Raw genomic sequence first — 25921 nt, forward strand, 5'->3', positions numbered from 1 at the left:
AACGCCAAGCGCATTGCCTGTTAGTTCAGCGCATTTGCTATGGAGTAATCAATAAAAAGGTCCCGATCAAATTACCGATCGGGACCTTTTTATAAATTGACGATCAGAAGATCTTCTTATTGCCAAGTCTTTTCGCCTTTTTTCATTTTTTGTAAGGTCGCAACATATTCTTCTTTTTGGGTAGCATCTGTGATCAGTGAAATTGCTTTTTCTTGCGTTTTAATAGCTTTTTCTTTTTCTCCAAGGCGATACAATATGTTTGCAAAAGTGTCTAGATACATCGGCGCATCTTTTTCTTTCTCATTGGACAATTTACTCCATTCCGCTGCTGCTTTTAAACAGGCAGGATCATCACAGTTTTCAAAAATAGACCAAGCCATGTTATTCAATTCTCCTGCTGTGATGGTCGATCCATATTTTGCAATATATTTATTGAAGCTATCTCTTAAGCCCGGGTAATTTTTGGTATAACCGTAATAACGTGGTTGCATTTCGAGACTTGCTTTTTCTGTATTGACGGTTGGATATTTTTGCGCCAATTCTTTTTCTATACTTGCGAAATCAACCGTTTCCTTTGCACGGATTTTGGTATTTACCGCGTTACCAACCAACAGCTGGGACAAGAAGTCATTTGCTTTGACTTTTTCACTAACAGCATCAAATTTAGCAGGGTTGTCTTTGATTAAATTAAACGCCTTAGAATCGACAACATTCGCTGCTGAAAGTAATAAACTGACATTCTCCTTTGTAAAGATTTGATCTGTAGTCAAGGACGCTAATACCACTTCTTCCGCTTTTGCCTGTGTCTCTTGATCATACGCTTCTTTGGCTGCCATAGCCATACTTTTGGCAATGTTTACATTAGTTGGGTCGGCATTAAATTTTGCTAATAGCGTTTCATATTGTGTATTTGGATCAAGTGATTTTTGTGCTTTTGCTATAAAATCGTCGGCTTCACCGCCGCCTACGATACGATGCACAAGGGTGCCTTTTGAATCAAAGATCAGAAAAGTAGGATATGCCCTAACTTTATAATCTTTGGCAAAACGGTCGGCCTCTTCGTACCATGCTTTTACATCTTCATGATCATTCTTGGTTTTATCCATCTGAATTTTTGCATTGATAAACTTCGCATTGAAGAAATCACCAACTTTAGCTTGTGGGAAGATGGTACTCGACATATATTTACAAGGGCCACACCAGGTTGTAAAACAGTCTACAAAAATGAATTTGTTTTCTTTAGCCGCTTTTTCTTTAATCTGATTCCAGTTGAGCCCATGCTCAAATTTGACCCCCTCGCTTTGCGCAAATAGTAGGGTAGGAATGAGGAATAGCATCAAAATCAATTTTTTCATAATGTTAGTGTTTTGAATTTTTAATTTGATCGTTAACTTATTGGCTGGAATAAATTTAGTTCTCCCAAGTTTTTATTCCTTTCATCATTTTGTCCAGTGTTTCTTGATAGATAGGACGATCGTCCTCACTGGCCATTTCAATAGCTTTATTTTGCCACTTTATGGCTTTTTCTTTTTCTCCTTTCTTATAGAGTAGGTTTGCGTAGGTATCCAAGAATGCGCTGCTCGGATCTTCAATAATTGATTTTTTGCTCCAACTGAGTGCCGATTCAATACATGCAACATCACTGCTATTGTTAAAAATAGTCCAGGCAAAAGTGTTTAACTGATGGGGGGTAAAGTCTTCTGATGAAAGATAATCGTTGATCGTATTCTTCATGGCGACATAATTCTTTACCTGAAGGTAATAGTGTGCTTTTATCTTCTTGAACATCGGGACGAAATCGATGTCTGGATATTTTGCTGCGAGTTCATTTTGATAACTATCCCAGTTGGGTTCATGTTTGGCATCTATTTTAATCTGAAACAATTCGTTGACAACAACATTTGCCAGTGTCCGGTTGGCAATACCTGGTGATTCTAATAGAATATCAATTTTCTCTTTATTGTTGCGAATAAGATTGAAAGCTTTTGAATTGGTGAATTTGGCCGCCGCCAATAAAATATGGACATTTTCTTTTTTGAATAATTCATCCGTGCCCAATGAATTTGCTAGGGTATTTTCTGCCTTTCGTGCCGTATTTTCATCGTAAGCAATATTCGCTGCTTTCAGCATCTGCTTGGCTGTATAAATATCTTGCGGTCTTTTCTCGAATTTTTTTAACAGCGTGTAATACTGTGTTTCGGGATAGAGGCCATCCATCACATGACCGACAAATTCGGGAGCGTCACTTGCACCGACAATCCGGTGTACCGCTTGCCCATTGGGATTAAAGATCAGAAATGTGGGAAAGGATTGAATATTGTATTCATTGGAAATAGTACGCGCATCGGCATACCATTTTTTGACATTGGCATTGTCGGACTCTGTGGAATCCATTTGTACCCTAACACTAATGAAGTTCTGATTAATTGGCTGCCCCACCTGCTCTAAGGGAAAGATCTCATTGCTCATATATTGGCATGGGCCACACCAGGTTGCAAATAGCTCTACGAAGATAAACTTGTTCTCAGCTTGTGCCCGCTCCTTTATTTGTTTCCAACTCAACCCTTCTACAAATTTCACCCCCTTGGTCTGGGCCTGAGCCAAATTCCCGAATAAAATTGTAAGGCATAATGCGATTATACTTCTCATACTCACTCAACAAAAGATTCATAATTATGTTTAAGTTATTAAATTAATCTGAAAACAAAAACACCTCTGAAGTATTAATTTCAGAGGTGTTTTCGTGGACTGATAAATCGCTTATTTGATATTTATCTTCGATTTTAAATCTTTTGTCAGACCGTCTTTATGTAACATCAGAGAAGTTGTTTTATAACGTACAAATTCTTTTGTCGCATACAAATAACCATGATAGTCATTTGTTGTGCCCCAAGAGTTTTTAACGATGTAATACTCTTTTCCGTTTTGATCTTTTACAAGACCTACGATATGCATACCGTGGTCATCTGTAGTTTGCCAGTTGTCGAAAGCTTTTTGTCTTTCTTCTGCAGTTACTTTTAATTCTGGTTTAGGACCGACAAACATTGTTGATTTTTCCTGATCTGTCATATCCTCGAAAGATTTTTCAGGGACATAAGCAACACCATTTTTCCAAGAGAAGCCTTTTTCTGATACGTCGGTTGCCCAAGCTACAGTATAACCCTTTTGTAAAGCATTGTCGATGATATCCGTTAAATCGTTCATTTTAACATTATAGAAACGGTCAAATGACCAGTTGTCTGGAATTAACAATACGAATTGGCTGTAGTATGGATGGTCAGTTACCGAAGCAATCCCGACATAATCATCCGGATTGATACCGATTACCTGATCTGCAAAGGTGCGTGGTGTATAGGATTTACCGTTGTAATCAAATTTTTCAGGCACTTCCCCAAGATAGGAATCCATTGCTGCGGTATATGCTTTCTCCCAGTTTGGCGTTAATGTTTTACCTTTTACTACTGCGCCTAACATCGCATCCAACATATTTGTCATTTCACCAAAGTTGTTGCGTGTAGTACCGTAGTGAAGACCTGTATAAGCAGATTGTGGCATTGTACCGTATTTACGGAATGAGTTCAATACATCGTGGAATTGACCACCTTCCCCCAAAGACAATCCACCATGAAGGCGGACATATGTACGGGCTTTGTCTAAGTATGTGTTGCGCGCAGTGTAAATTTGGGAAATCTCAACTGGTTTTTTACCCATACGGATCATCTCTGATTCCAGGAAAGAATTACCCGAATAAGACCAACAAGTACCAGATGAACCTTGATTTTTGATCGATGTGTTCCCTAGATTGATGACTTCAGTAAATGTAAATCCAGATTTGCTATTGTCATTTTGATTTGCTTTTAGTGCATTGATCAAATTGTCCTGTGCTTGTACTTGGAAGGAAGCTGCGAAAAGTGAAGCGGCTAGTACAATGGTTTTATTCCAATTCATTGTTAGTGTTTTGTTAATTTAATGTGGTGCTAAATTAAATAAATTAAATTTAGTAAGGTATATTCCTCTGTAAAATAATTGTTCTTAAAATATTCTGTTTTTCTGCTAATCCATTGCTGGAGAATGGGCTCCCAAAATGCTGTATTTTTGATTCGAAATGTGGGGCTCTAAAAAGTAAGAACAAACTCGCTGAGAATTGGATATTTGAAAAGGTTCTGTATCGGTTATACGTTAAAATATCAAGAAAAAGGGGCTATCCAACCTTTTTGGACAGCCCCATTATATTTTGTTTAACTTATGAATTTTTGCTGACTGCTAGCATATGTTTCTGAATAACAATCATTGGTATTCTTTTAATACAAATTGGCTTAATCAGCAGGTGTAGCCTTTTTTGGAAAAAGCAGCGAAGCAACGATACTCAATGCAAGTATGCTGACAATGACGATCAACGAATGTGTCGTTGTAAAACCTACTTCGGCCAACCAGTGATGCAGCAGCATTTTTAGACCAATGAAGACCAGCAAAAAGGCTAAACCTACTTTGAGATATTGGAATTTGTGGATAATATTGACCAAAAGGAAGAACATAGACCGCAATCCCAGTATGGCAAAAATATTGGAGAAAAATACAACATAGGCATCTTTGGTAACCGAGAAAATTGCAGGGATGGAATCCACAGCAAAAATCAAATCTGTAAATTCTATGACCAGTAATACAAGAAATAGTGGCGTCATATATTTCACGCCATTCTCGACATGGAAGAAGTGCCCGCCATCTAATTTTGGTGTTACCTTAAAATATCGGGACGCGAATTTAACAACCGGGTGGTTCTGTGGATCTACTTCTTCTTCCTGGTTACGGTTGATAAACATTTTTACACCTGTAAAGACCAAAAAAGCACCAAAAACATATAGAATCCAGCCGAATTTAGCAATAAGGGTAGCGCCAAGGAAAATAAATAAGAAACGCATAATGATGGCGCCCAAAATTCCCCATACCAAAACTTTATGGTAATAGCGCTCCGGAATACCAAACGAAGTAAATAATAATACCATCACAAAGATATTATCTACGGATAGGGCATATTCTACAACGTAACCGGTGAGATATTCCAGACCAAGATTTTTGTTGTAGAGCTCGAGACTCGCCGCTAAATCACCCGGAATGATTTTAATATCGTGGTGGTGTTTGGTAATGATTTCCTGGAGGTGGTCTAAGTCATGGATGTTGTGTAGTTCAAATCCATAGTGACGAAGAAGCCAATAGAAACCTAATGAGAATAAGACCCAGATGGCGCTCATGATGCTAGCCATCTTTAGGCTAACAGGCTTGTCGCCTTTGGAGAATAAGCCTAGATCTATTGCTAGCATAAGTGCTATAAAGATGAGGAATCCGCCAAAAAACATTAATTCGTGACTCATTTTATTTTTTTCTTTCTGTTGTATATTTTACCAGCTGCTCCAACCCCGCTTTGTATTCGCTGTCGGGAAAGTCTTCCAAAATCCGGAAAGCGTCTTGTTGGTATTCCAGCATCTTATTTGTGGCGTATTCGAGCCCTCCGCTCTGGCGGACAAAGGCAATGACTTCAGCCACTTTGTGTGCATCCTCATTATGGTTTTTAATCAAATTAATGATCCTACGCTTTTCACTTGAAGTCACTTGATTCAAGGCATAGATGAGCGGTAAGGTCATTTTCTTCTCTTTGATGTCATTGCCGAGCGGTTTGCCAACATCATCTAAGCCAAAGTCGAATAAATCGTCCTTGATTTGAAATGCTATTCCGATTTTTTCACCAAATTGATGGAGCTTATCTATAGTTTCCTGATCTGCATTGGAAGAAGCCGATCCACAGGCACAGCAGGAGGCAATCAGCGACGCTGTTTTCTTCCGTATGACCTCAAAATAAATAGACTCTTCGATATCCAGTTTACGGGCCTTCTCGATTTGAAGCAATTCACCTTCGCTCATCTGATCCACAGCTTCAGATACAATTTTTAACAAGTGATAATCCTGATGTTTTACGGAAAGGAGCAGGCCCCTAGACAGGAGAAAATCACCCACCAAAACAGCGATTTTATTTTTCCATAATGCATTGATGGAGAAAAAACCTCTACGTTCATAGGAATTGTCCACCACATCATCATGTACGAGCGAGGCGGTATGCAACAATTCTACGAGAGCAGCTCCTCGGTAAGTGGACTCATTAATTCCGTTGCATATACCAGCAGAAAAGAACACAAACATAGGCCGCATTTGTTTGCCTTTACGTTTGATCAGGTATTGTGTAATACGATCCAACAAGGGGACGGAGCTTTTCATTGAAGCTTTGAATTTTTTTTCAAAAGCCTCAAGTTCGTGGGCAATAGGGCGTTGGATCTCTCTTAATTTTGACATGAATTGGGGTGAAATACCAAAATAGTTAAAGCTTAAAGATAGTGATTTTGTTACAACTCTTCGACTGCTTTCTCAAGATTTTTGTACCATTCTTCACCATAGGTGCGGATGAGCGGATCCTTTAAAAATTTGAATACAGGGACCTGTAATTCTTTGCCAAATGAGCAGGCATCTTTACAGATATGCCAACGGTCATAGTGAAGTACGTCGAATTCGGGATAATGTGTTGTCCTGATAGGATAGAGGTGGCACGAAACGGGTTTGCGCCAATGGACCTCGCCAAGTTCGTACGCCTTTTCGATAGCGCATTTTGTGATGCCATTTTCCCAGGTCACATAGGCACATTCTTTATTCCCATCGACACAGGTGGTCGTAAGATCGCCATCAACATCGACAACATACTTCCCTTGCTCTTCAATCGCTTCAATACCTTTCTCGGTCATATAGGGCCTTACTTTGGGGTAAATCTCCTCCAATATAGCCTTTTCACTCTCTAGCAGAGGAGCGCCCGAGTCGCCTTCAATACAACAGATTCCTTTACACTTTGATAAGTTGCACACAAAGTCATTGTTGATGAGATCTTCGTGTACCAATACATTTCCTACTTCAATCATGCTAATTATTTTGAGTAGCTTGCTCTTTGTCCCAATTTGTATTTTAATCCACTGGCTTCGAGTAGTTCCAATGTGACCGATCCGATGAGAATATCGACATTGGCTTTGACCGGGATACGGTTGCCATCATTGGTTACCCACAAATAGAGCTTGCTATTTTTTTTAAAGATACGTCCCGGTTTAATCTCAGGACTGAATTTGAGACATTCTAAAGTGCCTAATTCTGTTTTTATTTTTTCTATTCCAATATATTGTATGCCCAAGGTGGCAATCTCATCATTCAAAAAATAAGTCAGCTTAAAAGATTCACCTGGTTTTACCGTAGATAGATCCAGATTGCGGGCGAAATAATAGGAGGAAAGCAAATCAAAAGTTTGATCTACCTTCGAATTAAAAGTTCCTTTATTACCCACAACAGTATTTGTCTCTTGGTTGAAGCGGACTTTGTCATTCCGTCTATACCCGCCTTCGCGAATGTTCTCTGTATAGTAATACGGTAAAAATGTCTTGCTATTGATATACGAATTGTACTCATTTCGTACGGTATATATTGCAAAGGCGCCAGCTGTTTTGCCGGCAGCGTATAGATGAAAGGAAGGGTTTCCAGCTCCGTCCTTGGTATCCTCAACGGTTAATGTCCCCGTAGCGGCTGAAATAAAGCCATAACGGAGTTTATATTTTAATTTCTCGCCACCTTTAAACGCTGATTCTTTTAAATGCGGTAAATCTTGAGCAAAAGCAGTACTTACTATAACGGATAAGTAAATGAGCAAAGTCGATATAAGTTTCATGTACGTAAGTTTACGAAATTTGTTTGAAAAAGAAATGTTAATTTCATTCAAATAAATTTAACTTTTGATGTTAATGAGACGTTCATGTGCAATCACTTATATTGATCTTGGATCTGATTTATTTCGGCTGTGCTCGCTTAAATACAGGAACTGTAGAACAAGGTTCGCCATACATTATACTTTTTGCTACTTTACTTAGTTTTACCGTAAACTGTACAAATGTAGACGCTGGAATAAAAGTATCGCCACAACCTTTCACAACGACACGTTGATCCCGAAATTGTTCCATGTCAATCTGTTCAATTGCCGCAGCATATTGAATGCGTAATAGCTCATCCGCGTCTCCAAAGATAACAGTTGCCGCATAGGGCTCCAATTTGTTTGCCAATAACATGTAAGCCCAGGTCGGCACAATAGCATCAGCAGAACAAGTAATTGCGACATGTTTACCCGTATATTGCGACCAATCGTTCGTCTTAATGAATTCGCGAAAATCCTTTTCTTTAAGAATCAGGCCATGGAAGAGATTATCCTTAATATCATATACTACATTGTCTGCTTTAGGGTGGTAGTCGGCCAAGTCAACAGTGACTAACCCACTTTGCGCAACTTTGTTGACAATATTTGTTTGAATATCCATATTTACATCAAAAAAAAGCCGGACGATAATTCGTCCGGCTACAAATTTACTTAAAATTCTTTTAAAAGAATTTCACTCTATTGTCAATGATTTCAGCTTTGTCTTGCAATGCGCGGAAAATAGATCCCCAAGCGCGTTGTGCTTTAGCTGCAAGCATTTGTTTCTTTTGTCCGTTGATATCCGAAATAGCGGCAGGATTGGTAAAACCATTCACTTGTACAACATATACACCTGTGTTACCCTCAATCGCTTTGGAAGGTTTGTTTGGCTGTAGTCCAAAAACAGTACCAACTACCTTGTTTTCTAATGCAACACCAGGGATAACTGGATTTGCGAAGACAACATTTTCAACGTGAATAGCTGCTTTACCAACTTTTTGTGCAACTTGATCAATAGAAGATGTACCTGCTAAAGCTTTGTCAAATTTATCTTTCAAGATTTTAGCTTTAACCATATTTCTTACGGCAGGTTCAATATCTTTCTTAACAGCATCCAAGGAAAGGGTTCCTTTAGGCTGTATGTCGACCAAGCTTGCTAAGATATAAGAGGTTTCAGTCTCAAATACTTTATCTGAAATTTCACCTTTTTTCGCTTCGAAAGCCCATTTAATTAAATCACGTGGAGCTTCGGCACCATCTAGTACATTGTCCATCGCTGTTACGCGTGAGGCTGTTTTTGCTTCTAGACCAAGTTTTTTCGCTTCCTGAGCAAAGTTCTGTGCTGTAGCTGCAGATAAGAATGCTGTTGCTTTGCTATGCGCATTGTTCAACGTTTCTTTTCCACTGTTGATCACTTTATCAATGATGGCAACTTTAGCATATTTTGAACTTCCTGTTTGTTTCTCAATTTTAATGACATGGACGCCATATTGTGATTTCACAACTTTGATATCACCTGTTTTACCTTCGAAAATGGCTTTCTCAAGATCTGGAGCCATACGGCCTCTTGTTAAAGTACCAAGCTCTCCTCCATTGGTTTTGCTTTCTGGATCTTTGCTAAACTGAACTGCAAGCGCTGCAAAATTGTCTCCTTTTTGAATCAATCCTTTAATCGAGTCAGCTTTTGCCAGTGCTTTATCAACGCCGCCCTCGGCAGCAGGATCCAATAGGATATGTGATGCTTTTACAGAATCAGGGCTGATAATCGTAGAAACAACTTTTGCAATTTCATACGCATTGTTGTTTAAAAAAGGTCCAACCGTTGTTCCGGCGGCAACATTGAATACAACTGAATCCAGAGAAGGGCTCAACTGACCTTTTTTCAAATAAGTAAATGGATATTTGTTATCTGAATTGATTGAAGCAAATAAAGAGTCGTCTTTCGCAACGATTAAATCTTGTTTCAACTTGTTGATGGTCTCTTTTACAGCCAACGAATCTTTAGCAAGAGGTTTTGCATCCACCATTACGTATTGAATCGCACGTGTTTCCTCTTGTGTTTTGAACATACTTTTATGCTCATTATAATATTCTTGATAATCTGCATCAGTCAATTTAGCATCAGCATCTTTAACAGAAGCGTAATCTAAAAGAATGTATTTGAAGTTTGCTAGTTTATTACGCTCTTGGTATTCTTCGTTTGCTTCCAAAGAAGTAACATATACACTATTAGAAAGCAATTCTCCATATTTGCTGCTTAAACGCTCATCTCTAACGCCTTCAAGTAGTGCTTCCCATTGCTGAGCCACTTGTTGGTTACCTGATGAGTTCATTTGGGTGATAAAAGCACGCAGTTGACTCGGGTCAAATTGTCCTGTTTGTGGGTTGGTAAACGCTTGAATGATTTGAGGCGAAGGGTTGTTGCCTTGCACTAAATCATTTAATTCGTCTTTACCGACAGTCAAACCGATTTTTTCAATTTCCTTTTTCAAGATCTCTCTTGACAAAAATTGATTCCATACTTGTTGAACAGCGTATGTCCGCATTTGAGGAGTAACTGCGCCACCCATTTGTTGTTTGAACATTTCTTCTGTTTGTTCAACTTGCTTACTGAACGCAGGATATTCAATTTCAGTTCCGTTGACTTCCCCTACACGATTTTGATGTCTCGCCCAAAAAGGAGCCCCCCCTCGAACGACATCGCCTAGTAAAAATGCTAAAATTGCGATAGCCATAGCTGCGGTCAAGATGACACCAGCTTTGTTACGCAAAAAGCCCATTAATCCCATAGTCTGCTTATTGTGTTTATATTGTGTAAATACTTGTATTTCGTTAATTTATGCATAGTATAGCAAAATGCGGTGCAAGATACAATTTTTATAAAAAAAAACGGAATATTTTCCTGAATGTAGTAAAACAAATTTGAAAACTATTTGTATTAAGTGGAGTTTTTTGTTTCTTTTTAGTTCAAGGGGTTTGTTTTGAATGACTTAACTGTCTGGAGAAACAGACTAAAGCCATCTGGTCATATCCCTATAGAAAACTAAGCCAAACTCGAAATAATGGGAAGTATATCTTGCAATCAACTATTTCCCTAACGAAGGGAAGAGATTGTTGTTCGTGATTACCGTATAGCCTGTCGCATTGGCGATATTGACATGTTTAAAATCTTTGTCTGAAGTAAATGATGAGCCCTGTAAGTTTCCCCGATTATCCCGGAAGAAGGCCGTAATCGGAACATGATTGTAAAAGGTCATGTTACTGTTGCTGTCCACTTTACTTTCATCATAAATGATCTCTTCTGTTTTAATGATAGAGCCATCAGCCATGGTAACTACAACGTTTTTTGTGAAGGTGGTCGTTTTTTCTTTTTCCCTGCGAATGGCATGGTCGGAGGTAATTCGCTGAGTTTCCTTTAAATTGTCATCGTAAAAGATGATTTTTATGCTTTTTGGAAATTCATATACTTCAGTGCTATCGTGTTTGATGCGCATTTCAGGCGCTGTGAGATTTGCTTTTACACGTGTGGAATCGCTATAGATAATATCGACATGACGAGAAATATCGACGGCCTCTTCTTTTTTCATATTGGCGATGCGGTCTACCTCTTTGAGGTCAGGTTCGCAGGATGTCAATGAGAGCGCCCCTAGTAAAAATAATGTTACTAGGGGCGATATATTTTGGATTATGGATGAAGCAAATGTTTTGCGTGCCATCGTATTAATCAAATTGTGTTCTTCTAAACCAGCGGTCATTTAAGGTAAAGCCGATATTAAAGTTAATATAGCGTTCGCGTAGGAGATTATTGCTGATTTTGCCCATTTGGCCAAATTCTGCGGAAAAGTTTATCTTAGAGAAAGCTCCTGAAAATTGGTTTCTTGCCAATGGCAATCCTACCCCTACAGTAACCGCCATATCGTTGATATTCTGGTTACTTAAGAAGTATTGTGTTTTGTTATATCTGAAACCAACTCGGTAATCTACTTGGTTCAAATACTTGAGTGAAGTAACATCTGGAGTTATCTGGCCTCCGATAGCGACGCCATAATTCTTCCGTAGTTCGTTTTCTCCCGCTCTTGTTTGGAATCTGGACCAATCTGCGTATTTAAAATCAGCGCCAACTAACCAACGTCCACTACGTGCCAGTGTGATTCCAACATTATGTCGCAAAGGAAGCGTTAAATGTCTGCTGCTACGATCAGAAACATAGGTGCTATCCAAAGGAATATTTTGATTGTCTGGATCGGATGAAGGTGTAATTCTGGTGTTAAATACTGTCGCTCTCTCTTTGATGTTATTATTTAAGGATCCCGAATAACCAAAGGTCAAGGAATATTCTTTATTTAAAGGTTGTTCATATTGTAGACCATAATCGAAGATAATCCCTTGGATCTCACGCTTATTTTGCTGTTGGGTATTTAACGCTCCGGATGAAGGCAAAAATTCTACACGGCTATAATCATTTAGCGTTCCAAATAGATAAGACATATTGGCACCAATACTTAGGCCTTTTACAATGCGTACCCCCCAACCGGCATAGGCTTTAGTTAAACCACCTTCGCCAGTGAACACTTTCGTATAAGGATTAGAATCTACCGTTCCTGTTGAAGATGTCCGATAGCCTATATCTGAATAAGGAAGGATACCTAAACTGATACCGCCAAATCGTTTCATCGGGAAAGTCATGGTGATGTGGCTAAAAGCAAAGTCAGCCGTATTGTCTGATCTGGTTGTCGAGTTTAATTGGGTGTAATTTCCATATAAACCAGCATCAAAGGTTGTAAACTGTGTCGCAGAATAAGATGCAGGGTTGCTCGGGTTGGTATTGTATACACCATTGATTTTCCGGATAGCGGTATTGACCCCTCCCATCCCTCTATATTGTGGCAATAAATCTTCACGCATCTGACCAAGTCCAAATTGAGAATAAGGTGATGCTGATGTCGTTTTTTGGGCAAATGCGGTAGTAGAACTAGCTAAAATTCCACCTGCTAACAACAGTTGGAGTGATTTATTTCTTAGAGAGCTTGTAAAGCGTTTCTGCATGGTCAATCTATAAAATTGAGAAACTAATGTTTATTTAGTTTTAGTGAAATTTTCGAGTTATTTGACTCTTGTCTTAAATGTTCTTTGCTTTTAATCGCATACAAAACTATTCAATTTTTGCGAGCTTGTTAAGCCGATTTTGTTAAAAAAGGTTAAACACTTGTTGTACAGTTGTTTAGAAAAACTGGAAGTAGATGATGGTGAGTGTTATAATGCCGTACACGACCTCAAAAAACCATTTCTTTTTGGCGTAAGTGAAATAGTAAGCCATATAGATGGCGATCGAAGGGGCACAAAGTAAAAAATGAGCCTCAGTCAGTTTTTTATTCCAATAAAAGGAGATTATCGCCAAGCATAACATAAAAAACAACAATTGAAAGGACTTGCGGATATGCACAACACTCTTGAAAAAGTTGTCTTTTAATACCAGTAGGAAAAGTATCAAAGTAAAGATTACCGGGACAAGTACCAGATAATCGACTAATTGGATACGAATAGCTGTGGGAAATTTGTAGGTAAACGGCAGCCAAATGGTATAGAATTGTTCCATTTTTCCCATCCATAGATAGATAACTGCCAAGATGAAGTACACTGTTGCCAGTCCAAGCAATGGTGTGATCCATTCACGCCAATTGAATGGTCTAAAAATGAGCAGGCCTATCCACAATAAGAAGAACATACTCAGAAATGGGAAGTAGATCAGGCTTCCTATACCGACAATCATGCCGAGATCAAACATTTCGGCTTTAACATCTGTCTGCCGATAGAGAGAAAGCAACTTGCTCAGCATCCATATCGAAATGAAATTACAGATCAGCGTTGGGGAGAGAACCAGAAATGGTAAGAATAAGCTGGCCAACGTCATGTACATCAAAGCAACCAAGAAGCTGGGTTTCCCCAGTAGGTTAAAATGGCTTGTGATGCGATTAAGTATCGTTGCCTGAAAGATCGTTAAGATCAGTGTGATAAAAACATTGGTCGAGGGGGAGAGGTTGATTAAGTTATTTTCTCCCAATAAATTTCCCAATGCGGGTTCAAAGATTACAGAATCAAGTTTGTCCGGAAGGTGAAGAAATATGCCTAAACATAAGACAAAACCCACGATGGATAGAAATAAAATATTGATGGGTGAATAATTTCTAAACTGACTTATAATCATTGTATGCGATCGATAAAATGCTATTTATTCTTTTTTTCCAATTTGCTGATACGGCGATCGAGCAAAAAAAGGAAGAAAGCCAAACCTAGAAAAATGACCAACATGACCAATACAACAACGTAGATTTTACCTTCGCTACGCAATCCAGTCGCCATCTCGACATCATCTTGTGCAAATGTGCTCAAAGTGGATAAGAGTAGTAAGGCGATTGACAATGTTATTTTTTTCATTTGTTTAAAATATTATCCGTGTCGTTTTCAGTGTAATACATGATTCGATACACGCTGTTTGATTTATGTAATATCCTGTTTTTTATAGAATGTGCTCTACCCGATTTCTCTATCTTAGAAATAAAGGATCGGATTAGCCGTTCAATTCTATGCGTTTAAATCTTTCTTTTCGAGCAAACGTACCCTGTAGCGAAGTGAACAGATCCAAGCTGCAATCATTGGCCAGCCAATCATCGCTGCATAAAATGTAGGACGCAGCTCGCTGCTCATTTTTAAATCGCCAAAGGCGGCGTTTCCTCCACTTCCAGGGTGAAGAGAGTCCGTCATCTTCGGTAGAATATAAAGTAATACGATGATAATTGGAAATGCAAAGATATTGTACACAGCCGATATTTTGGCTCTTTTTTGCTCTTCTTCCAGCGCATTACGGAGCACCAAATAGGCCAGGTACATGAGTGTTGCTATTGCAGAGCCATTAAGCTTCGGATCATTTGGCCAAGGTTCTCCCCAGGTGATGTTTGCCCAAAGCATACCTGTCGCAAGTCCAAGAAAACAAAATGTTATTCCGGTATTGACAGCTTCAATGGCCATTAAATCATACTCCTGTTTGCCTGTATTGAGGTATTTAATACTATAGATAACAGAGACCAAGTACATAACGAACATGGCAGACCACATTGGGACATGAAAATAAACATTTCGAATGCTTTCGTGAAGGATGAATAGGCGGGGAACAGGTCCTAAAAGACCATTGATAATGACCGCACAGATAATCATCACCGCTAATATTTTCCACCATTTTTTTCTCATGGATAAATTGAATTTAGTTTGTTCTCAATTCTGATACTTAATCTCGCCAAAGGTACGGAAATAACAACAAAGAAATAGTGATGGTGATTACATTAATTGCAAGTAATACGATTATTTCTTTGCTGCTGGAAGCCCTTTCCAGGCCTTCTATTGCATTGCGGGAAAGTTTGATTAATACGATTAACAGCGGGATAATGGCGGGGAAACTCAAGATGGCCATTAGGGTGCTGTTGTTGTCTGCTTTGGAACTGATCCCGGAGATCATGGTAAAAACGGTAGCAAAACTAATGCTCCCCAAAATGACCGAAATGAAGTAAAGGGTTGGATCACCGACAGGGTTTCTGAATATCGTGGAATAGACAAAATAGGCAATGATGGCCAGCAGGGTCATCATCATCATATTGTAAATGACTTTCGCTAAAATGATCGCTCTGGGATCGACCAGTGAATAATAGTAAAGTTGTCGGTTTGGGTTTTCTTGGACGAAGCTTTTGTTGATTGCATTGATGGAAGCAAAGAGCATAATGATCCAGAATAATGCATTCCAAGTAGCCGTATCAACTGATTTGAATGCTTGGTAGCAAACGAAAACAGTTGATACGACATATAGTAGAATTCCGTTAATAGCATATTTTGAACGCCATTCCAGAATGATGTCTTTAAGAATTAAAGTTTTTACCTGTTGCAGCAAAGTCATATGCAGCAAAGATACAAATGTATTTTGACCACGAGAGTGACCAGAATCATCAATTCTTAAAAAAGCTATTTTTTTACTTATGCGTTAGAAATTTTGGACTTTGCAGCATCAGTTGTATTGTCGATTTTGCTTGCCAAATTTTGAGCGGCATTATTGGCGTGGTCCAAAGCTTCTCTGCCGGCTTCTTTTGCTTTGTTTTTCAGTGCATCTGCATCATCTGACGCCTTGCTGAACGCTGCTTGTGCCTTTGCTTTCAAATGGTCTAGTTCAGCCGAAGCTCTGTTAGCGAGTTTTTGTGCCTTTTTAGCTTCTTTTTTTGAAAGATCTTTCAATGACTTAGTTAAGCTTTTAATGCCATCATTTGCACGATCTAATTGTTTTTTCCCATCATCAGTTCCTAAAAGATACCATGCAGCAGCTCCCGCAGCTAATCCTACCAAAGCAAATGCCACTAATCCATTTTTGCTATTTTTCATAATTCTTCTATTTTGTTATATATTCAAATGATAATCAAGTATGATACCAAATGAACAATCACCGGGTGAATTTGTTTAAAAAGAATCAATAATTAACAAAATTTTACATATCAATTTTCTGCTGTTTTGACTGCAGATTATACAGATGCTGATAGAGACCGCTTTCTTTTTGGAGCAGTTCAAAGTGAGTGCCGCTTTCGGATACAATTCCATTTTCGACAACGATAATTTTATCGGCATCAACAATGGTCGATAGGCGGTGTGCAATAATGATTGAGGTGCGTCCACGCATTAATTCCTCCAATGCCTCCTGTACCTGTCTTTCTGACTCTGAGTCTAAGGAAGAGGTGGCTTCGTCGAGGATAAGAATTGCAGGGTCTTTTAAAAGTGCACGGGCAATGGCAATGCGCTGGCGCTGACCACCGGAGAGTTTAACGCCACGTTCACCAACGATGGTGTCATAGCCTTCAGGGAAATTTAAAATAAATTGATGTGCGTTGGCACGTCTCGCAGCTGCTATAATTTCATCTTCTGTAGCCTCGAGCTTGCCATAAGCTATATTTTCACGTATTGTCCCGCCAAATAACAAAACATCTTGTGGTACGATAGCGACCTGATTGCGGATATCACAAAGCTCAAAATCGGATGCCGGTCTGTCGTCGTAACATACTTCCCCTTTTTTTGCTGTGTAGAATTGCAGAATCAGTGAAGCTATTGTTGATTTTCCGGTTCCACTTGGGCCAACTATGGCGATTTTATCACCCGCATTGGCTGTAAAGTTGATGTCTTTGAGGATTTCAATATCGGGACGGCTTGGGTAGGCAAAGGAAACATGATTGAAGCTTAATTTACCGGTCATGGTCCTGTGGACTTCCTTGCAAGTCGGCTTTACATTAAGGTTTTCTTGTGGCTCATCCAAAATTTCCAGAATCCGTTCACTCGCTCCCAAAGAGCGTTGGATATTGGCATATAACTCAGGAAAACTGCCCATAGAACCGGCAACAAACATCGAATATAGAATATAGGTCGTTAGGTCGCCTACTGTCATTTCATGGATAGAAACTAATGCTGCTCCATACCAGATAACTGCGATCACAGCACCGAAAATACAGAAGATAATAAAAGAGGCAAAAGCCCCCCGGAAGGTAGCTCCTTTGACCGCTAATTTCACGACTGAATCCATCTGATTACTGTAACGGTTGAATTCGAAATATTCATTCACAAAGGCTTTTACGTTGCTTATTCCCAACAATGTTTCTTGAACGATACTATTCGACTCGGCCATTTTATCCTGTGCTTGTCGCGACAATTCGCGGATAAATTTTCCAAAAATAATAGCAGCCACAACGATGATCGGTAAAATACAAAGGTTCATGAGCGCGAGTTTGGGTGATACCCAAACCAATAAGAACACACCAAAGCAAAGGCTAATCAATTGACGCAAAATCTCGGCGAGCGTTGTTGTCAAGGTGTCTTGAATCTGTGAAAGATCTGCAGACAAGCGGCTGTTTAACTCCCCGACGCGGCGATTGGCAAAAAACTCTATGGGAAGTGAAATCAGCTTAAGATAGGTGTCTTTGCGGAGGGCGGCCAAGGTCCGCTCTGCAATTTCAACAAAGATTCGGATCCGAAAAAAAGAAACGACCGATAAAAAAGACAGAATAATGAAAGCTATTCCGCCGATATAATAGACCTGTGGTGTAAGCCACGGATAGGTTTGTTTGCCTTGGGCGGCGTCAATCATAGCGCCGAGCAAGGCCGGAAACGCCAGCATGGCCAAGCTTGATAAAACCAAGAAAAACATGCCGATCCCAAATTTAAACCGATAGGGTTTTAAATAGGTCATTATTTTTGCCGCTCTCAAAAGGAGCTCCTTATTCAATTTTGGTTTTGGTAGATCTTCTTCTTGTTTATTACCGCTGTTGAATCCTCTTGCCATATCCGCTACTTCAAATTTTGTTGCGAGGACAAATGTAAAGAGATTAAAAATATTTTGCTATCATACTTTAGTCAATTTTTTAAACAGAATCGTACATTCTCTATTTTAAACAGCAGTTTTAAGCGGAATGCCGTTATGCAGATGCTTATTGCTGTGGCGCTTTATTTTAAATTTTGTTGTTTCGAAGCTGTTTGTTGCGCTTTAAATCTATAACATAAATATCCTAATACGGCGATAATAAGTAAAGCGATATAGAGCAGTATATTGCCTATACCTCCGTTGCCGGATGTTTTGTCAATCTGTGCCCGTAGCTTTTCGTTTTCTTTTTGAAGTTTGCTTATGGTGCCTATATAGGCTGAGACCTGTTTGTCGTAATCGGTTGCCAACTGTTGAAACTTGTCTTTTTCAAAATCTTTGATTTTCAATAGTTTTTGAGTTTCCAGGAAGATGTTGTTATCGGTGATGACGATATCTTTAAGGATATCGATGCTCTTTTGCATGTCACCCTTTGATTTGAAAAGACCAAAAAGTCCTGTTTTTTGTGTGAGGCTCGTATCATAAGCCCCGAATTTCTGTTGACGGGCATCGAGTAGGTCATTTACACGGCTTCGTTGTACCTCAAAAGAGCTGGAGTCTGGGTTGTTTTGCGCCTTGGCCTGTCCAAAGAAGCAAAATAGAACGGAGACGGGAAGTAGGAATCTTAAGAATTTCATCATGTATTTGGACGATCTATTTATCAAATGTTTAGTTTAAACTAACGTTCATGGTAAAATTTTATTTTGCCATGATGGTACGCCTGCAATTTTAGCGCTGTGATCAGTTTGACTAAGGAAAAAAAGAAGCGAATGAACCAAAGATGAATTTATGAAATTAATCTTTAAATTCGATACGAATTACATTGGAGTCGTCGTCATGAAGCCCGAGTAGCTGACTTGCATTTCCTTTGTTGATGGCGATTTCAAGGTAGTTGGAAATACCAAATAAACAAAGTTTCTCTCCTTCTCCCACTTCATTGTAGTGCCAGGAAAGATTGGTAATGGTTTCATTACGTTTGAAATAGAGGACAAAGTGCCTTCCTTTTTGAACTTTATTGAATAGATCTTTTGAGATATTGGTAATGGCGTTGCCGAAAGCATCCACATAAATAACGTTGCCTCGGATCATATCTTTGTCGAAGATAGGCTGCAAAGTTACTTTTTCAATGAGCTGTTGCATTGGAGTTCCGATTTCTTTCAGTTTGCCCCCCTTGGCAATATGACAGGCGGATTTTGAAAGGATATCTGCAAGCGGAAAGTGAAGATACCGAAGGTCTTGCATTAAGTTGAGCTCATAGAGTTCCTGTGGTTCATTACCATTCAGCAATAGACTGAAAATACCGTTGTCGGCCCCGACGAAATAATGATCGTTGTATTTCATGCCGATATATTTTGACTCTTCATGAAACAGGGTATTAATTCCGATAATGTGTACGGTTCCCTTCGGGAAATAATGATAAGCGTTACCTAATACAAAGGCTGCCCGAGGGATATTGAAGGCTGGGATTTCATGGGTAATATCAACAATATTGGCATCAGACAACTGCGATAAAAGACTACCTTTTAGCGCGGCTTGATAAAAATCTTTGTGTCCTAAGTCTGTTGTTAATGTAATTACTGCCATTATAATCTAATCCTAGATCGAATTGCTGTCGAATTCCCTTAAATATACCTTTAAATTTATCTAAATAGTGGACAAAATTACTATTTATCAGATGATTTATAAAGCTAATTGGATAACTTATTTTGAATCGCTCTTTTTTCGATTGATATACACAAACATAGCGAAGATTTTATGTATAATGAAATCTTCTTGTGTCGTTGTGGAGTGTTTCCATGAGCTTCTAAATCATCGTCTTTTGTACAGTGTATATTCTTGGTTGTTTCGTTAGAATACGTTAATTTTGAATAGTATTATACAGCAACGATATTGTGTAATGGCTACAATCTAATTAATTCTAAATAGGATAAAATTTGAACGAATTACTAATTGCATTAGATGGTCTGAATTTACCCATATTATGGGGAGCAGACAATGAGCACTTCGATTATTTGAAGAAGCAATTCCCAAAACTGCGGATTGTAGCTCGCGGAAGTGAAATGAAGGTGTTGGGAGACGCGAAGGAATTAGATCTGTTTGAGCAATCGTTTAAGGAAGTCATGGCTCATCTGGAGAAATTTAACAACATTACTTTATTGGATTTTGAAAATCTCCTTGGAGCAAGTGCAGGTTCTGCAGTCCAACAAGAAAAAGAACTTGCGGCCAAACATGCAGCCTTTGGATCCGAACCGATTGTGTATGGACCTAATGGTCTTATTGTACGTGCACGTACGGCCAACCAGCGGAAGATGGTGGATAGTATTTCGAAAAATGACATCTTATTTGCGATCGGACCAGCGGGTACAGGAAAGACCTATACGGCGGTTGCATTAGCTGTTCGGGCACTTCGCAATAAAGAAATCAAAAGGATCATTCTAACAAGACCTGCTGTAGAGGCCGGCGAAAATCTCGGTTTTTTACCTGGCGACTTAAAGGAGAAGGTAGATCCCTATTTGAGACCGCTTTACGATGCCTTGGACGATATGATTCCAGCAGAGAAGCTAAAAGGTTATCTGGAAAACCGGACCATTGAGGTCGCTCCTTTAGCATTTATGCGTGGACGAACACTAGATAACTGCTTTGTGATTCTGGACGAAGCTCAGAATGCAACGGATATGCAGCTGAAGATGTTTTTGACACGTATGGGGCCGACGGCAAAATTTATCGTTACAGGTGATATGACACAGGTAGATTTACCGAAAAAAAATCAATCTGGATTGTCTACTTCGATTCGTTTATTGGAGAATATCGAAGGAATAGACATTATCCACCTCAGTGGCGGAGATGTGGTTCGCCATAAATTGGTTCGCCGCATCCTCGAAGCCTATGGTGATATTTAATATTAAAAGGCAAATAGAGCCGAGCGAGCTCTTAAATTAATGCGCTGCATCTATGAATGCCATTAAACGCAGTCATCGATGAACAATTACTTACATTTGAATTTTACTTTGAACATGAATGCTATAAAAGAAACAAATTTCAATTTCGACAATCAGACTGCTTTTTACCGAGGAAAAGTACGTGACGTATATACGATTGCCAATACTTATTTGGCGATGGTTGCCTCAGACCGTATTTCGGCATTTGATGTGGTACTCCCACGTCCTATACCCTATAAAGGGCAGGTGTTGAATCAAATTGCGGCCAAATTTTTAAAGGCTACGGCTGATATTATTCCAAATTGGGTTGTATCTGTTCCGGATCCAAGTGTAACTATCGGTCAAATGTGTGAGCCGTTTAAAGTAGAAATGGTTATTCGGGGTTACTTGTCGGGGCACGCTTGGCGTGAATATGCTGCAGGCAAACGTGAAGTATGTGGTGAGGCATTGCCAGAAGGACTGAAAGAAAATGACAAATTGCCTGAGCCAATTATTACACCGACAACAAAGGCTGCTGTTGGACATGATGAAGATATTTCACGTGCCGATATCTTGAAAAAAGGTATCGTAAGCGAGGAAGATTATGTTCAATTGGAGCAATATACCAAAGCGTTGTTCCAAAGAGGAACTGAAATTGCTGCGCAGAGAGGGCTAATATTGGTGGATACAAAATATGAGTTTGGAAAAAAAGACGGAAAAATTGTGCTGATCGACGAAATTCATACACCAGATTCCTCCCGTTATTTTTATGCAGAAGGCTATCAGGAACGCCAGGAAAAAGGGGAGCCACAAAAGCAATTGTCGAAGGAATTTGTTCGCAAATGGTTAATCGAAAATGGCTTCCAAGGGAAAGACGGTCAGGTCGTTCCGGAGATGACCGATGAGATCGTGGCTTCCATTTCTGAACGTTATATTGAGCTATACGAGCATATAGTCGGAGAGAAGTTTGTGTATCCAAATCAGGAAAACGTACTGGAACGTGTGGAAAGAAATGTGGCAAACGCCTTGAAAACGCTAAATTATTAGTACATTGTATCCTCAAACAAAGGAGATAGACTAATGAAGTATACCATTGATAAGCACGATCGCTATATTGTCATTGAACCTCATGTCGATGTGATTGACGCGGATAATGCCGCCAAACTCAAAGGGGAGTTTTTGTTGCGGAATACAATTGGACAACGGAATATTGTTTTAGATATGATCCACGTTAAGCAGACGGACGAGGTAGGTATCCGTTTAGGCGTACTTGCCCATCGCTTATGTCAGTCTGTTGGTGGCATATTTATTTTGGTTAATCTTTGTCCAACGCTAATGGATATGGTTCGTGTGTCGCATTTGGATAAATCGCTGAAAATAGCACCATCTTTAAAGGTTGCGGAGGATTTAATCTTTGCGCACGAATTGGAATCTGAGTATCGTGGGGCAATTGAGGATTAATTATGAAGTTTGAAGTTCTGATATTAGGAAATAGCTCGGCGACGCCCATGTTTGATCGTCATCCGACTAGCCAAGTGCTGAACTTTAATGAGCAATTGTTTTTGATAGACTGTGGAGAAGGCACACAAATGCAACTCAGCCGCTATGGCATCAAAAGTAATCGCATTGGACATATATTTATTAGCCATTTGCATGGGGATCATTATTTGGGCTTGGTGGGGCTGCTTTCATCGATGCACCTTGTCGGCCGAAAAAGTGATCTCCATTTGTATGGCCCGCCTGCGTTAAAGGAAATTTTAGACGTGCAGTTTTTGCATTCCGAGACTATCTTACGCTATAATCTTATTTTTCATCCGATTTCACCGGAACAGCCTGGCGTTATTTTTGAAAACAGAACATTAAAAGTAAGTGCTTTTCCATTAAAGCATCGTATTGCCTGTACCGGCTTTCGTTTTGATGAGGGACCCCGCGCGCGAACATTGTTGGGCGATGTCGTGCAGGAATTAAATATACCGACCGCCTATTTTCCGATGATCAAAAAAGGATTTGATTACGTCGATGAAACCGGTACAGTATATCGTGCAGACGACCTGAGCCTTCCTGCTCCCTTATCGCGCAGTTATGTGTATTGTTCGGATACCGTACGGACGCCAGAATATCTGCCTTATGTGCAAAAGGCTAATCTGATGTATCATGAGTCTACATTCTTGCAGGATATGGTTGATCGCGCAAAAGAGACGTTTCACACAACAGCGCTGGAAGCTGGAGAAATCGCCCGGGAAACTCACGCAAAGAAGTTGCTATTAGGTCATTATTCAGCTCGGTACAGAGATTTAAATCCCCTATTGGAAGAAGCGAGAACTGTATTCCCAAATACGGAACTCTCTGTGGAAGGTAGATGGTTTTCCGTCTAGTTTTTTTGATTTTTCTCTTATATCCTAGCGATTAACGGGTAAAGACCACTGAAATAGCGATAGAGGAGAAGTAATCAGGACCCCGAAACGAATAGATACAAGCAAACTACCAGGTAGAACAAGCTGATCAAAGCAACTGAACATCCAATAGTCGCCTATGAATAATTGCTTATTATATTGCATATGATGAACAATTTATCTAAGTTTACGGCTCTAATTTTTTTATAATGGATAATCCATTCAACTTAAACAACCTACTACGGGAAAATATTAAGAAGCTCGTACCTTATTCATCCGCAAGAGATGAATTTAAAGGGGAGGCATCCATATTGATTGATGCCAATGAAAATCCTTTTGGATCCCCCTTAAACCATGATTACAACCGATATCCAGACCCTCTCCAACATCAAGTTAAAGCAAAACTTTCTAAAATAAAAGGTGTACCATCAGAGCATATCTTTTTGGGAAATGGAAGTGATGAAGCTATTGATATTTTATACCGTGCATTTTGTACCCCTGGTGTTGACAATGTCATATTAGTTCCGCCAACCTACGGGATGTATGAAGTTTCTGCGAACATCAATGATGTTGCTTTCAAAAAGGTAAACCTTACTGCTGATTACCAGCTGGATTTGGATGGTATTGCCAATGCAATAGATGCACATACTAAACTGATTTTTATCTGTTCTCCAAATAATCCAACAGGAAACTCAATCCGTCGTCAGGATATTGAAACGATCTTGAATAATTTTCAGGGGCTTGTTGTTGTCGATGAGGCTTATATTAATTTTTCTGCTGTCAAGTCATTTACGCAAGAACTGGCTGAATACCCCAATCTAGTGGTCTTGCAGACTTTGTCTAAAGCTTGGGGACTTGCGGCCCTACGTCTGGGCATGGCTTTTGCCAGTAAAGAGATTATAGCTGTTTACAATAAAATAAAACCACCATACAACATTAACCAGGCTACACAAGATATTGTATTGGAGGCCTTAGATCAGGTTGATCAAGTCAATGACTGGATCAAGGAGACGGTGGCGGAGCGCGAGAAACTCGTGCGTGAATTGCTCGAACTGGACTATGTACAGCATATTACACCTTCTGATGCCAATTTTATTCTGGTCAAGATGGAACAGCCACGTGAAGTTTACGATTACCTGGTTCAGTACGGAATTATCGTTAGAGATAGATCCAAAGTCGAACTGTGTGAAGGCTGCCTGCGGATCACCGTTGGAACACCTGCAGAAAATCAAATATTGTTAGAAAAACTTAATCAAATCAATAAATAATACTATGCCTGATAACTTAAAACGTGTACTGTTTATAGACCGCGATGGAACATTAATTTTGGAACCTGAAGACGAACAAATCGATTCTTTTGCCAAATTAAAATTCTATCCTGGTGCTTTGCAGTATCTTCCACGTATCGCAAAGGAGCTGGATTTCGAATTGATCTTGGTTTCCAACCAAGATGGTTTAGGAACGTCTTCCCATCCGGAGGAGAATTTCTGGCCAGTCCATCATTTTGTGATTGATACGTTTGCAGGAGAAGGAGTAGTGTTTGCTGAGGAACATATTGATAAAACCTTTCCACACGAGAATGCGGAAACCCGAAAACCGGGAGTTGGTATGCTTGGAGCTTATTTTGATACGTCGAAATACGATTTGAGCCAATCCTTCGTCATCGGCGATCGTGTGAATGATGTTAAATTAGCACAAAACCTCGGTGCAAAGGCAATTTGGCTGCGTGCTAACGATCAATTAGGTGCTTTGGAAAACCTTGCGATAGATTCAACTGTTATAGCTTTAGAGACAACAGATTGGAAGACGGTGTATGAATTCCTTAAATTGGGTACGCGCACTGCCGAACATCATCGGAAAACCAATGAAACGGATATTTTTATTCAGTTGAATTTGGATGGTTCGGGTAAGTCTGATATCGAAACAGGATTGCCGTTTTTCGACCATATGTTGGATCAATTGGCTAGACATGGAGCACTTGATTTGACCATTAAGGCGAAAGGGGATCTTCATATCGACGAACATCATACCATCGAAGATACGGGTATCGCACTGGGTGAAGTCTTTTTGAAGGCTTTAGGGGACAAACGTGGAATTGAGCGCTATTCCTATACGTTGCCAATGGATGATTGTTTGGCTCAGGTGGCATTGGATTTTGGTGGTCGCAACTGGATTGTGTGGGATGCGGAATTTAAACGCGAGAAGATCGGCGATATGCCTACGGAAATGTTTTTCCACTTCTTTAAGTCGTTTTCAGATGCTTCACGATCGAATTTAAACATTAAAGCGGAAGGTGACAATGAGCACCATAAGATCGAAGCGATTTTCAAAGCTTTTGCTAAATCTATCAAGAAAGCAGTAAGACGCGATGCCGACCATATGCAATTGCCAAGTACAAAAGGAGTATTGTAAG

The 25921-nt window shown here is 39.6% G+C and carries 25 protein-coding genes; 6 read left to right on the top strand and 19 right to left on the bottom strand.

Going from position 1 to position 25921, the window contains the following annotated elements; genetic code table 11:
- Positions 1–116: 116 nt before the first annotated feature.
- The 19 genes from ACLCDV_RS03135 to ACLCDV_RS03225 form a co-directional block, all read right to left on the bottom strand.
- Positions 117–1355: a thioredoxin fold domain-containing protein gene (locus tag ACLCDV_RS03135; RefSeq protein ID WP_411972891.1), complete on the bottom strand. Its 1239-nt coding sequence runs from the start codon at positions 1353–1355 to the stop codon at positions 117–119.
- A gap of 55 nt (positions 1356–1410) precedes the next feature.
- Complete coding sequence (locus ACLCDV_RS03140; protein ID WP_317668485.1) at positions 1411–2649, bottom strand: thioredoxin family protein; 1239 nt, start codon at positions 2647–2649, stop codon at positions 1411–1413.
- Positions 2650–2760: 111 nt separating this feature from the next.
- Positions 2761–3948, bottom strand: coding sequence for an aminopeptidase C (locus ACLCDV_RS03145; protein WP_411972892.1), 1188 nt, complete (start codon positions 3946–3948; stop codon positions 2761–2763).
- A gap of 368 nt (positions 3949–4316) precedes the next feature.
- Positions 4317–5369, bottom strand: a complete 1053-nt coding sequence (locus ACLCDV_RS03150; protein WP_317668483.1) for a TerC family protein — start codon at positions 5367–5369, stop codon at positions 4317–4319.
- A gap of 1 nt (position 5370) precedes the next feature.
- A complete protein-coding gene (locus ACLCDV_RS03155; RefSeq protein WP_075990972.1) occupies positions 5371–6342 on the bottom strand; it encodes a polyprenyl synthetase family protein in 972 nt (323 codons plus the stop codon).
- Between the two features lie 50 nt (positions 6343–6392).
- Complete coding sequence (locus ACLCDV_RS03160; protein ID WP_411972893.1) at positions 6393–6956, bottom strand: DUF3109 family protein; 564 nt, start codon at positions 6954–6956, stop codon at positions 6393–6395.
- Between the two features lie 5 nt (positions 6957–6961).
- Positions 6962–7747 carry a DUF3108 domain-containing protein gene (locus tag ACLCDV_RS03165; RefSeq protein ID WP_411972894.1) on the bottom strand — a complete coding sequence of 262 codons (786 nt, stop codon included), beginning with the start codon at positions 7745–7747 and terminating at the stop codon, positions 6962–6964.
- 118 nt (positions 7748–7865) lie between these two features.
- The gene (locus ACLCDV_RS03170) at positions 7866–8387 is read right to left on the bottom strand and encodes a DUF2480 family protein (protein WP_317668479.1); all 522 of its coding nucleotides are present in this window, start codon (positions 8385–8387) and stop codon (positions 7866–7868) included.
- Between the two features lie 61 nt (positions 8388–8448).
- On the bottom strand, positions 8449–10554 hold the full coding sequence (locus tag ACLCDV_RS03175) for a SurA N-terminal domain-containing protein (RefSeq protein WP_411972895.1): 2106 nt from the start codon (positions 10552–10554) through the stop codon (positions 8449–8451).
- A gap of 297 nt (positions 10555–10851) precedes the next feature.
- Entirely contained in the window at positions 10852–11481 is a 630-nt protein-coding gene (lptC, locus tag ACLCDV_RS03180; protein ID WP_317668477.1) for an LPS export ABC transporter periplasmic protein LptC, read from the bottom strand.
- Positions 11482–11485: 4 nt separating this feature from the next.
- Entirely contained in the window at positions 11486–12811 is a 1326-nt protein-coding gene (locus ACLCDV_RS03185) for a hypothetical protein (RefSeq protein WP_411972896.1), read from the bottom strand.
- A gap of 175 nt (positions 12812–12986) precedes the next feature.
- The gene (locus ACLCDV_RS03190; RefSeq protein WP_317668475.1) at positions 12987–13970 is read right to left on the bottom strand and encodes a DUF6427 family protein; all 984 of its coding nucleotides are present in this window, start codon (positions 13968–13970) and stop codon (positions 12987–12989) included.
- Positions 13971–13990: 20 nt separating this feature from the next.
- Positions 13991–14200 carry a CcmD family protein gene (locus tag ACLCDV_RS03195; protein WP_046672332.1) on the bottom strand — a complete coding sequence of 70 codons (210 nt, stop codon included), beginning with the start codon at positions 14198–14200 and terminating at the stop codon, positions 13991–13993.
- 147 nt (positions 14201–14347) lie between these two features.
- Positions 14348–15010 carry a cytochrome c biogenesis protein gene (gene ccsA, locus ACLCDV_RS03200; protein ID WP_046672333.1) on the bottom strand — a complete coding sequence of 221 codons (663 nt, stop codon included), beginning with the start codon at positions 15008–15010 and terminating at the stop codon, positions 14348–14350.
- Between the two features lie 37 nt (positions 15011–15047).
- Positions 15048–15707 carry a heme exporter protein CcmB gene (locus ACLCDV_RS03205; protein ID WP_411972897.1) on the bottom strand — a complete coding sequence of 220 codons (660 nt, stop codon included), beginning with the start codon at positions 15705–15707 and terminating at the stop codon, positions 15048–15050.
- A gap of 77 nt (positions 15708–15784) precedes the next feature.
- Positions 15785–16183, bottom strand: coding sequence for a hypothetical protein (locus ACLCDV_RS03210; RefSeq protein WP_317668474.1), 399 nt, complete (start codon positions 16181–16183; stop codon positions 15785–15787).
- A gap of 103 nt (positions 16184–16286) precedes the next feature.
- On the bottom strand, positions 16287–18122 hold the full coding sequence (locus ACLCDV_RS03215) for an ABC transporter ATP-binding protein (RefSeq protein WP_411972898.1): 1836 nt from the start codon (positions 18120–18122) through the stop codon (positions 16287–16289).
- A gap of 161 nt (positions 18123–18283) precedes the next feature.
- A complete protein-coding gene (locus ACLCDV_RS03220) occupies positions 18284–18838 on the bottom strand; it encodes a hypothetical protein (protein ID WP_411972899.1) in 555 nt (184 codons plus the stop codon).
- Positions 18839–18992: 154 nt separating this feature from the next.
- Positions 18993–19781 carry an S-adenosyl-l-methionine hydroxide adenosyltransferase family protein gene (locus ACLCDV_RS03225; protein ID WP_286778475.1) on the bottom strand — a complete coding sequence of 263 codons (789 nt, stop codon included), beginning with the start codon at positions 19779–19781 and terminating at the stop codon, positions 18993–18995.
- A 350-nt stretch (positions 19782–20131) separates the two neighbouring features.
- Here ACLCDV_RS03225 and ACLCDV_RS03230 point away from each other — a divergent pair, with 350 nt between their 5' ends.
- From ACLCDV_RS03230 to hisB, 6 genes are all read left to right on the top strand, one after another.
- A complete protein-coding gene (locus tag ACLCDV_RS03230) occupies positions 20132–21097 on the top strand; it encodes a PhoH family protein (RefSeq protein WP_046672338.1) in 966 nt (321 codons plus the stop codon).
- Between the two features lie 114 nt (positions 21098–21211).
- Positions 21212–22162 carry a phosphoribosylaminoimidazolesuccinocarboxamide synthase gene (locus ACLCDV_RS03235; protein ID WP_411973925.1) on the top strand — a complete coding sequence of 317 codons (951 nt, stop codon included), beginning with the start codon at positions 21212–21214 and terminating at the stop codon, positions 22160–22162.
- Between the two features lie 33 nt (positions 22163–22195).
- Positions 22196–22576 (top strand): STAS domain-containing protein, encoded by a 381-nt coding sequence (locus ACLCDV_RS03240; protein ID WP_046672339.1) that lies wholly within the window; start codon positions 22196–22198, stop codon positions 22574–22576.
- Between the two features lie 2 nt (positions 22577–22578).
- Positions 22579–23490 carry a ribonuclease Z gene (locus ACLCDV_RS03245; protein WP_411972900.1) on the top strand — a complete coding sequence of 304 codons (912 nt, stop codon included), beginning with the start codon at positions 22579–22581 and terminating at the stop codon, positions 23488–23490.
- A gap of 227 nt (positions 23491–23717) precedes the next feature.
- Complete coding sequence (hisC, locus tag ACLCDV_RS03250) at positions 23718–24776, top strand: histidinol-phosphate transaminase (RefSeq protein ID WP_075990985.1); 1059 nt, start codon at positions 23718–23720, stop codon at positions 24774–24776.
- A gap of 4 nt (positions 24777–24780) precedes the next feature.
- The gene (hisB, locus tag ACLCDV_RS03255) at positions 24781–25920 is read left to right on the top strand and encodes a bifunctional histidinol-phosphatase/imidazoleglycerol-phosphate dehydratase HisB (RefSeq protein ID WP_075990986.1); all 1140 of its coding nucleotides are present in this window, start codon (positions 24781–24783) and stop codon (positions 25918–25920) included.
- The last annotated feature ends 1 nt before the right edge of the window (position 25921 follow it).

This window comes from Sphingobacterium sp. Lzh-3, from assembly GCF_046764375.1.
Taxonomy (GTDB): Bacteria; Bacteroidota; Bacteroidia; order Sphingobacteriales; family Sphingobacteriaceae; genus Sphingobacterium.

Excerpts from the sequence above, each read along its gene's own strand:
- hisB (WP_075990986.1), top strand. The coding sequence starts at position 24,781 with ATGCCTGATAACTTAAAACGTGTACTGTTTATAGACCGCGATGGAACA.
- ACLCDV_RS03165 (WP_411972894.1), bottom strand. The coding sequence starts at position 7,747 with ATGAAACTTATATCGACTTTGCTCATTTACTTATCCGTTATAGTAAGT.
- ACLCDV_RS03140 (WP_317668485.1), bottom strand. The coding sequence starts at position 2,649 with ATGAGAAGTATAATCGCATTATGCCTTACAATTTTATTCGGGAATTTG.
- ACLCDV_RS03190 (WP_317668475.1), bottom strand. The coding sequence starts at position 13,970 with ATGATTATAAGTCAGTTTAGAAATTATTCACCCATCAATATTTTATTT.
- ACLCDV_RS03185 (WP_411972896.1), bottom strand. The coding sequence starts at position 12,811 with ATGCAGAAACGCTTTACAAGCTCTCTAAGAAATAAATCACTCCAACTG.
- ccsA (WP_046672333.1), bottom strand. The coding sequence starts at position 15,010 with ATGAGAAAAAAATGGTGGAAAATATTAGCGGTGATGATTATCTGTGCG.
- ACLCDV_RS03160 (WP_411972893.1), bottom strand. The coding sequence starts at position 6,956 with ATGATTGAAGTAGGAAATGTATTGGTACACGAAGATCTCATCAACAAT.
- ACLCDV_RS03225 (WP_286778475.1), bottom strand. The coding sequence starts at position 19,781 with ATGGCAGTAATTACATTAACAACAGACTTAGGACACAAAGATTTTTAT.
- ACLCDV_RS03245 (WP_411972900.1), top strand. The coding sequence starts at position 22,579 with ATGAAGTTTGAAGTTCTGATATTAGGAAATAGCTCGGCGACGCCCATG.
- ACLCDV_RS03205 (WP_411972897.1), bottom strand. The coding sequence starts at position 15,707 with ATGACTTTGCTGCAACAGGTAAAAACTTTAATTCTTAAAGACATCATT.
- ACLCDV_RS03155 (WP_075990972.1), bottom strand. The coding sequence starts at position 6,342 with ATGTCAAAATTAAGAGAGATCCAACGCCCTATTGCCCACGAACTTGAG.
- ACLCDV_RS03215 (WP_411972898.1), bottom strand. The coding sequence starts at position 18,122 with ATGGCAAGAGGATTCAACAGCGGTAATAAACAAGAAGAAGATCTACCA.
- ACLCDV_RS03195 (WP_046672332.1), bottom strand. The coding sequence starts at position 14,200 with ATGAAAAAAATAACATTGTCAATCGCCTTACTACTCTTATCCACTTTG.
- ACLCDV_RS03220 (WP_411972899.1), bottom strand. The coding sequence starts at position 18,838 with ATGATGAAATTCTTAAGATTCCTACTTCCCGTCTCCGTTCTATTTTGC.
- hisC (WP_075990985.1), top strand. The coding sequence starts at position 23,718 with ATGGATAATCCATTCAACTTAAACAACCTACTACGGGAAAATATTAAG.
- ACLCDV_RS03170 (WP_317668479.1), bottom strand. The coding sequence starts at position 8,387 with ATGGATATTCAAACAAATATTGTCAACAAAGTTGCGCAAAGTGGGTTA.
- lptC (WP_317668477.1), bottom strand. The coding sequence starts at position 11,481 with ATGGCACGCAAAACATTTGCTTCATCCATAATCCAAAATATATCGCCC.
- ACLCDV_RS03175 (WP_411972895.1), bottom strand. The coding sequence starts at position 10,554 with ATGGGATTAATGGGCTTTTTGCGTAACAAAGCTGGTGTCATCTTGACC.
- ACLCDV_RS03240 (WP_046672339.1), top strand. The coding sequence starts at position 22,196 with ATGAAGTATACCATTGATAAGCACGATCGCTATATTGTCATTGAACCT.
- ACLCDV_RS03145 (WP_411972892.1), bottom strand. The coding sequence starts at position 3,948 with ATGAATTGGAATAAAACCATTGTACTAGCCGCTTCACTTTTCGCAGCT.
- ACLCDV_RS03210 (WP_317668474.1), bottom strand. The coding sequence starts at position 16,183 with ATGAAAAATAGCAAAAATGGATTAGTGGCATTTGCTTTGGTAGGATTA.
- ACLCDV_RS03150 (WP_317668483.1), bottom strand. The coding sequence starts at position 5,369 with ATGAGTCACGAATTAATGTTTTTTGGCGGATTCCTCATCTTTATAGCA.
- ACLCDV_RS03135 (WP_411972891.1), bottom strand. The coding sequence starts at position 1,355 with ATGAAAAAATTGATTTTGATGCTATTCCTCATTCCTACCCTACTATTT.
- ACLCDV_RS03235 (WP_411973925.1), top strand. The coding sequence starts at position 21,212 with ATGAATGCTATAAAAGAAACAAATTTCAATTTCGACAATCAGACTGCT.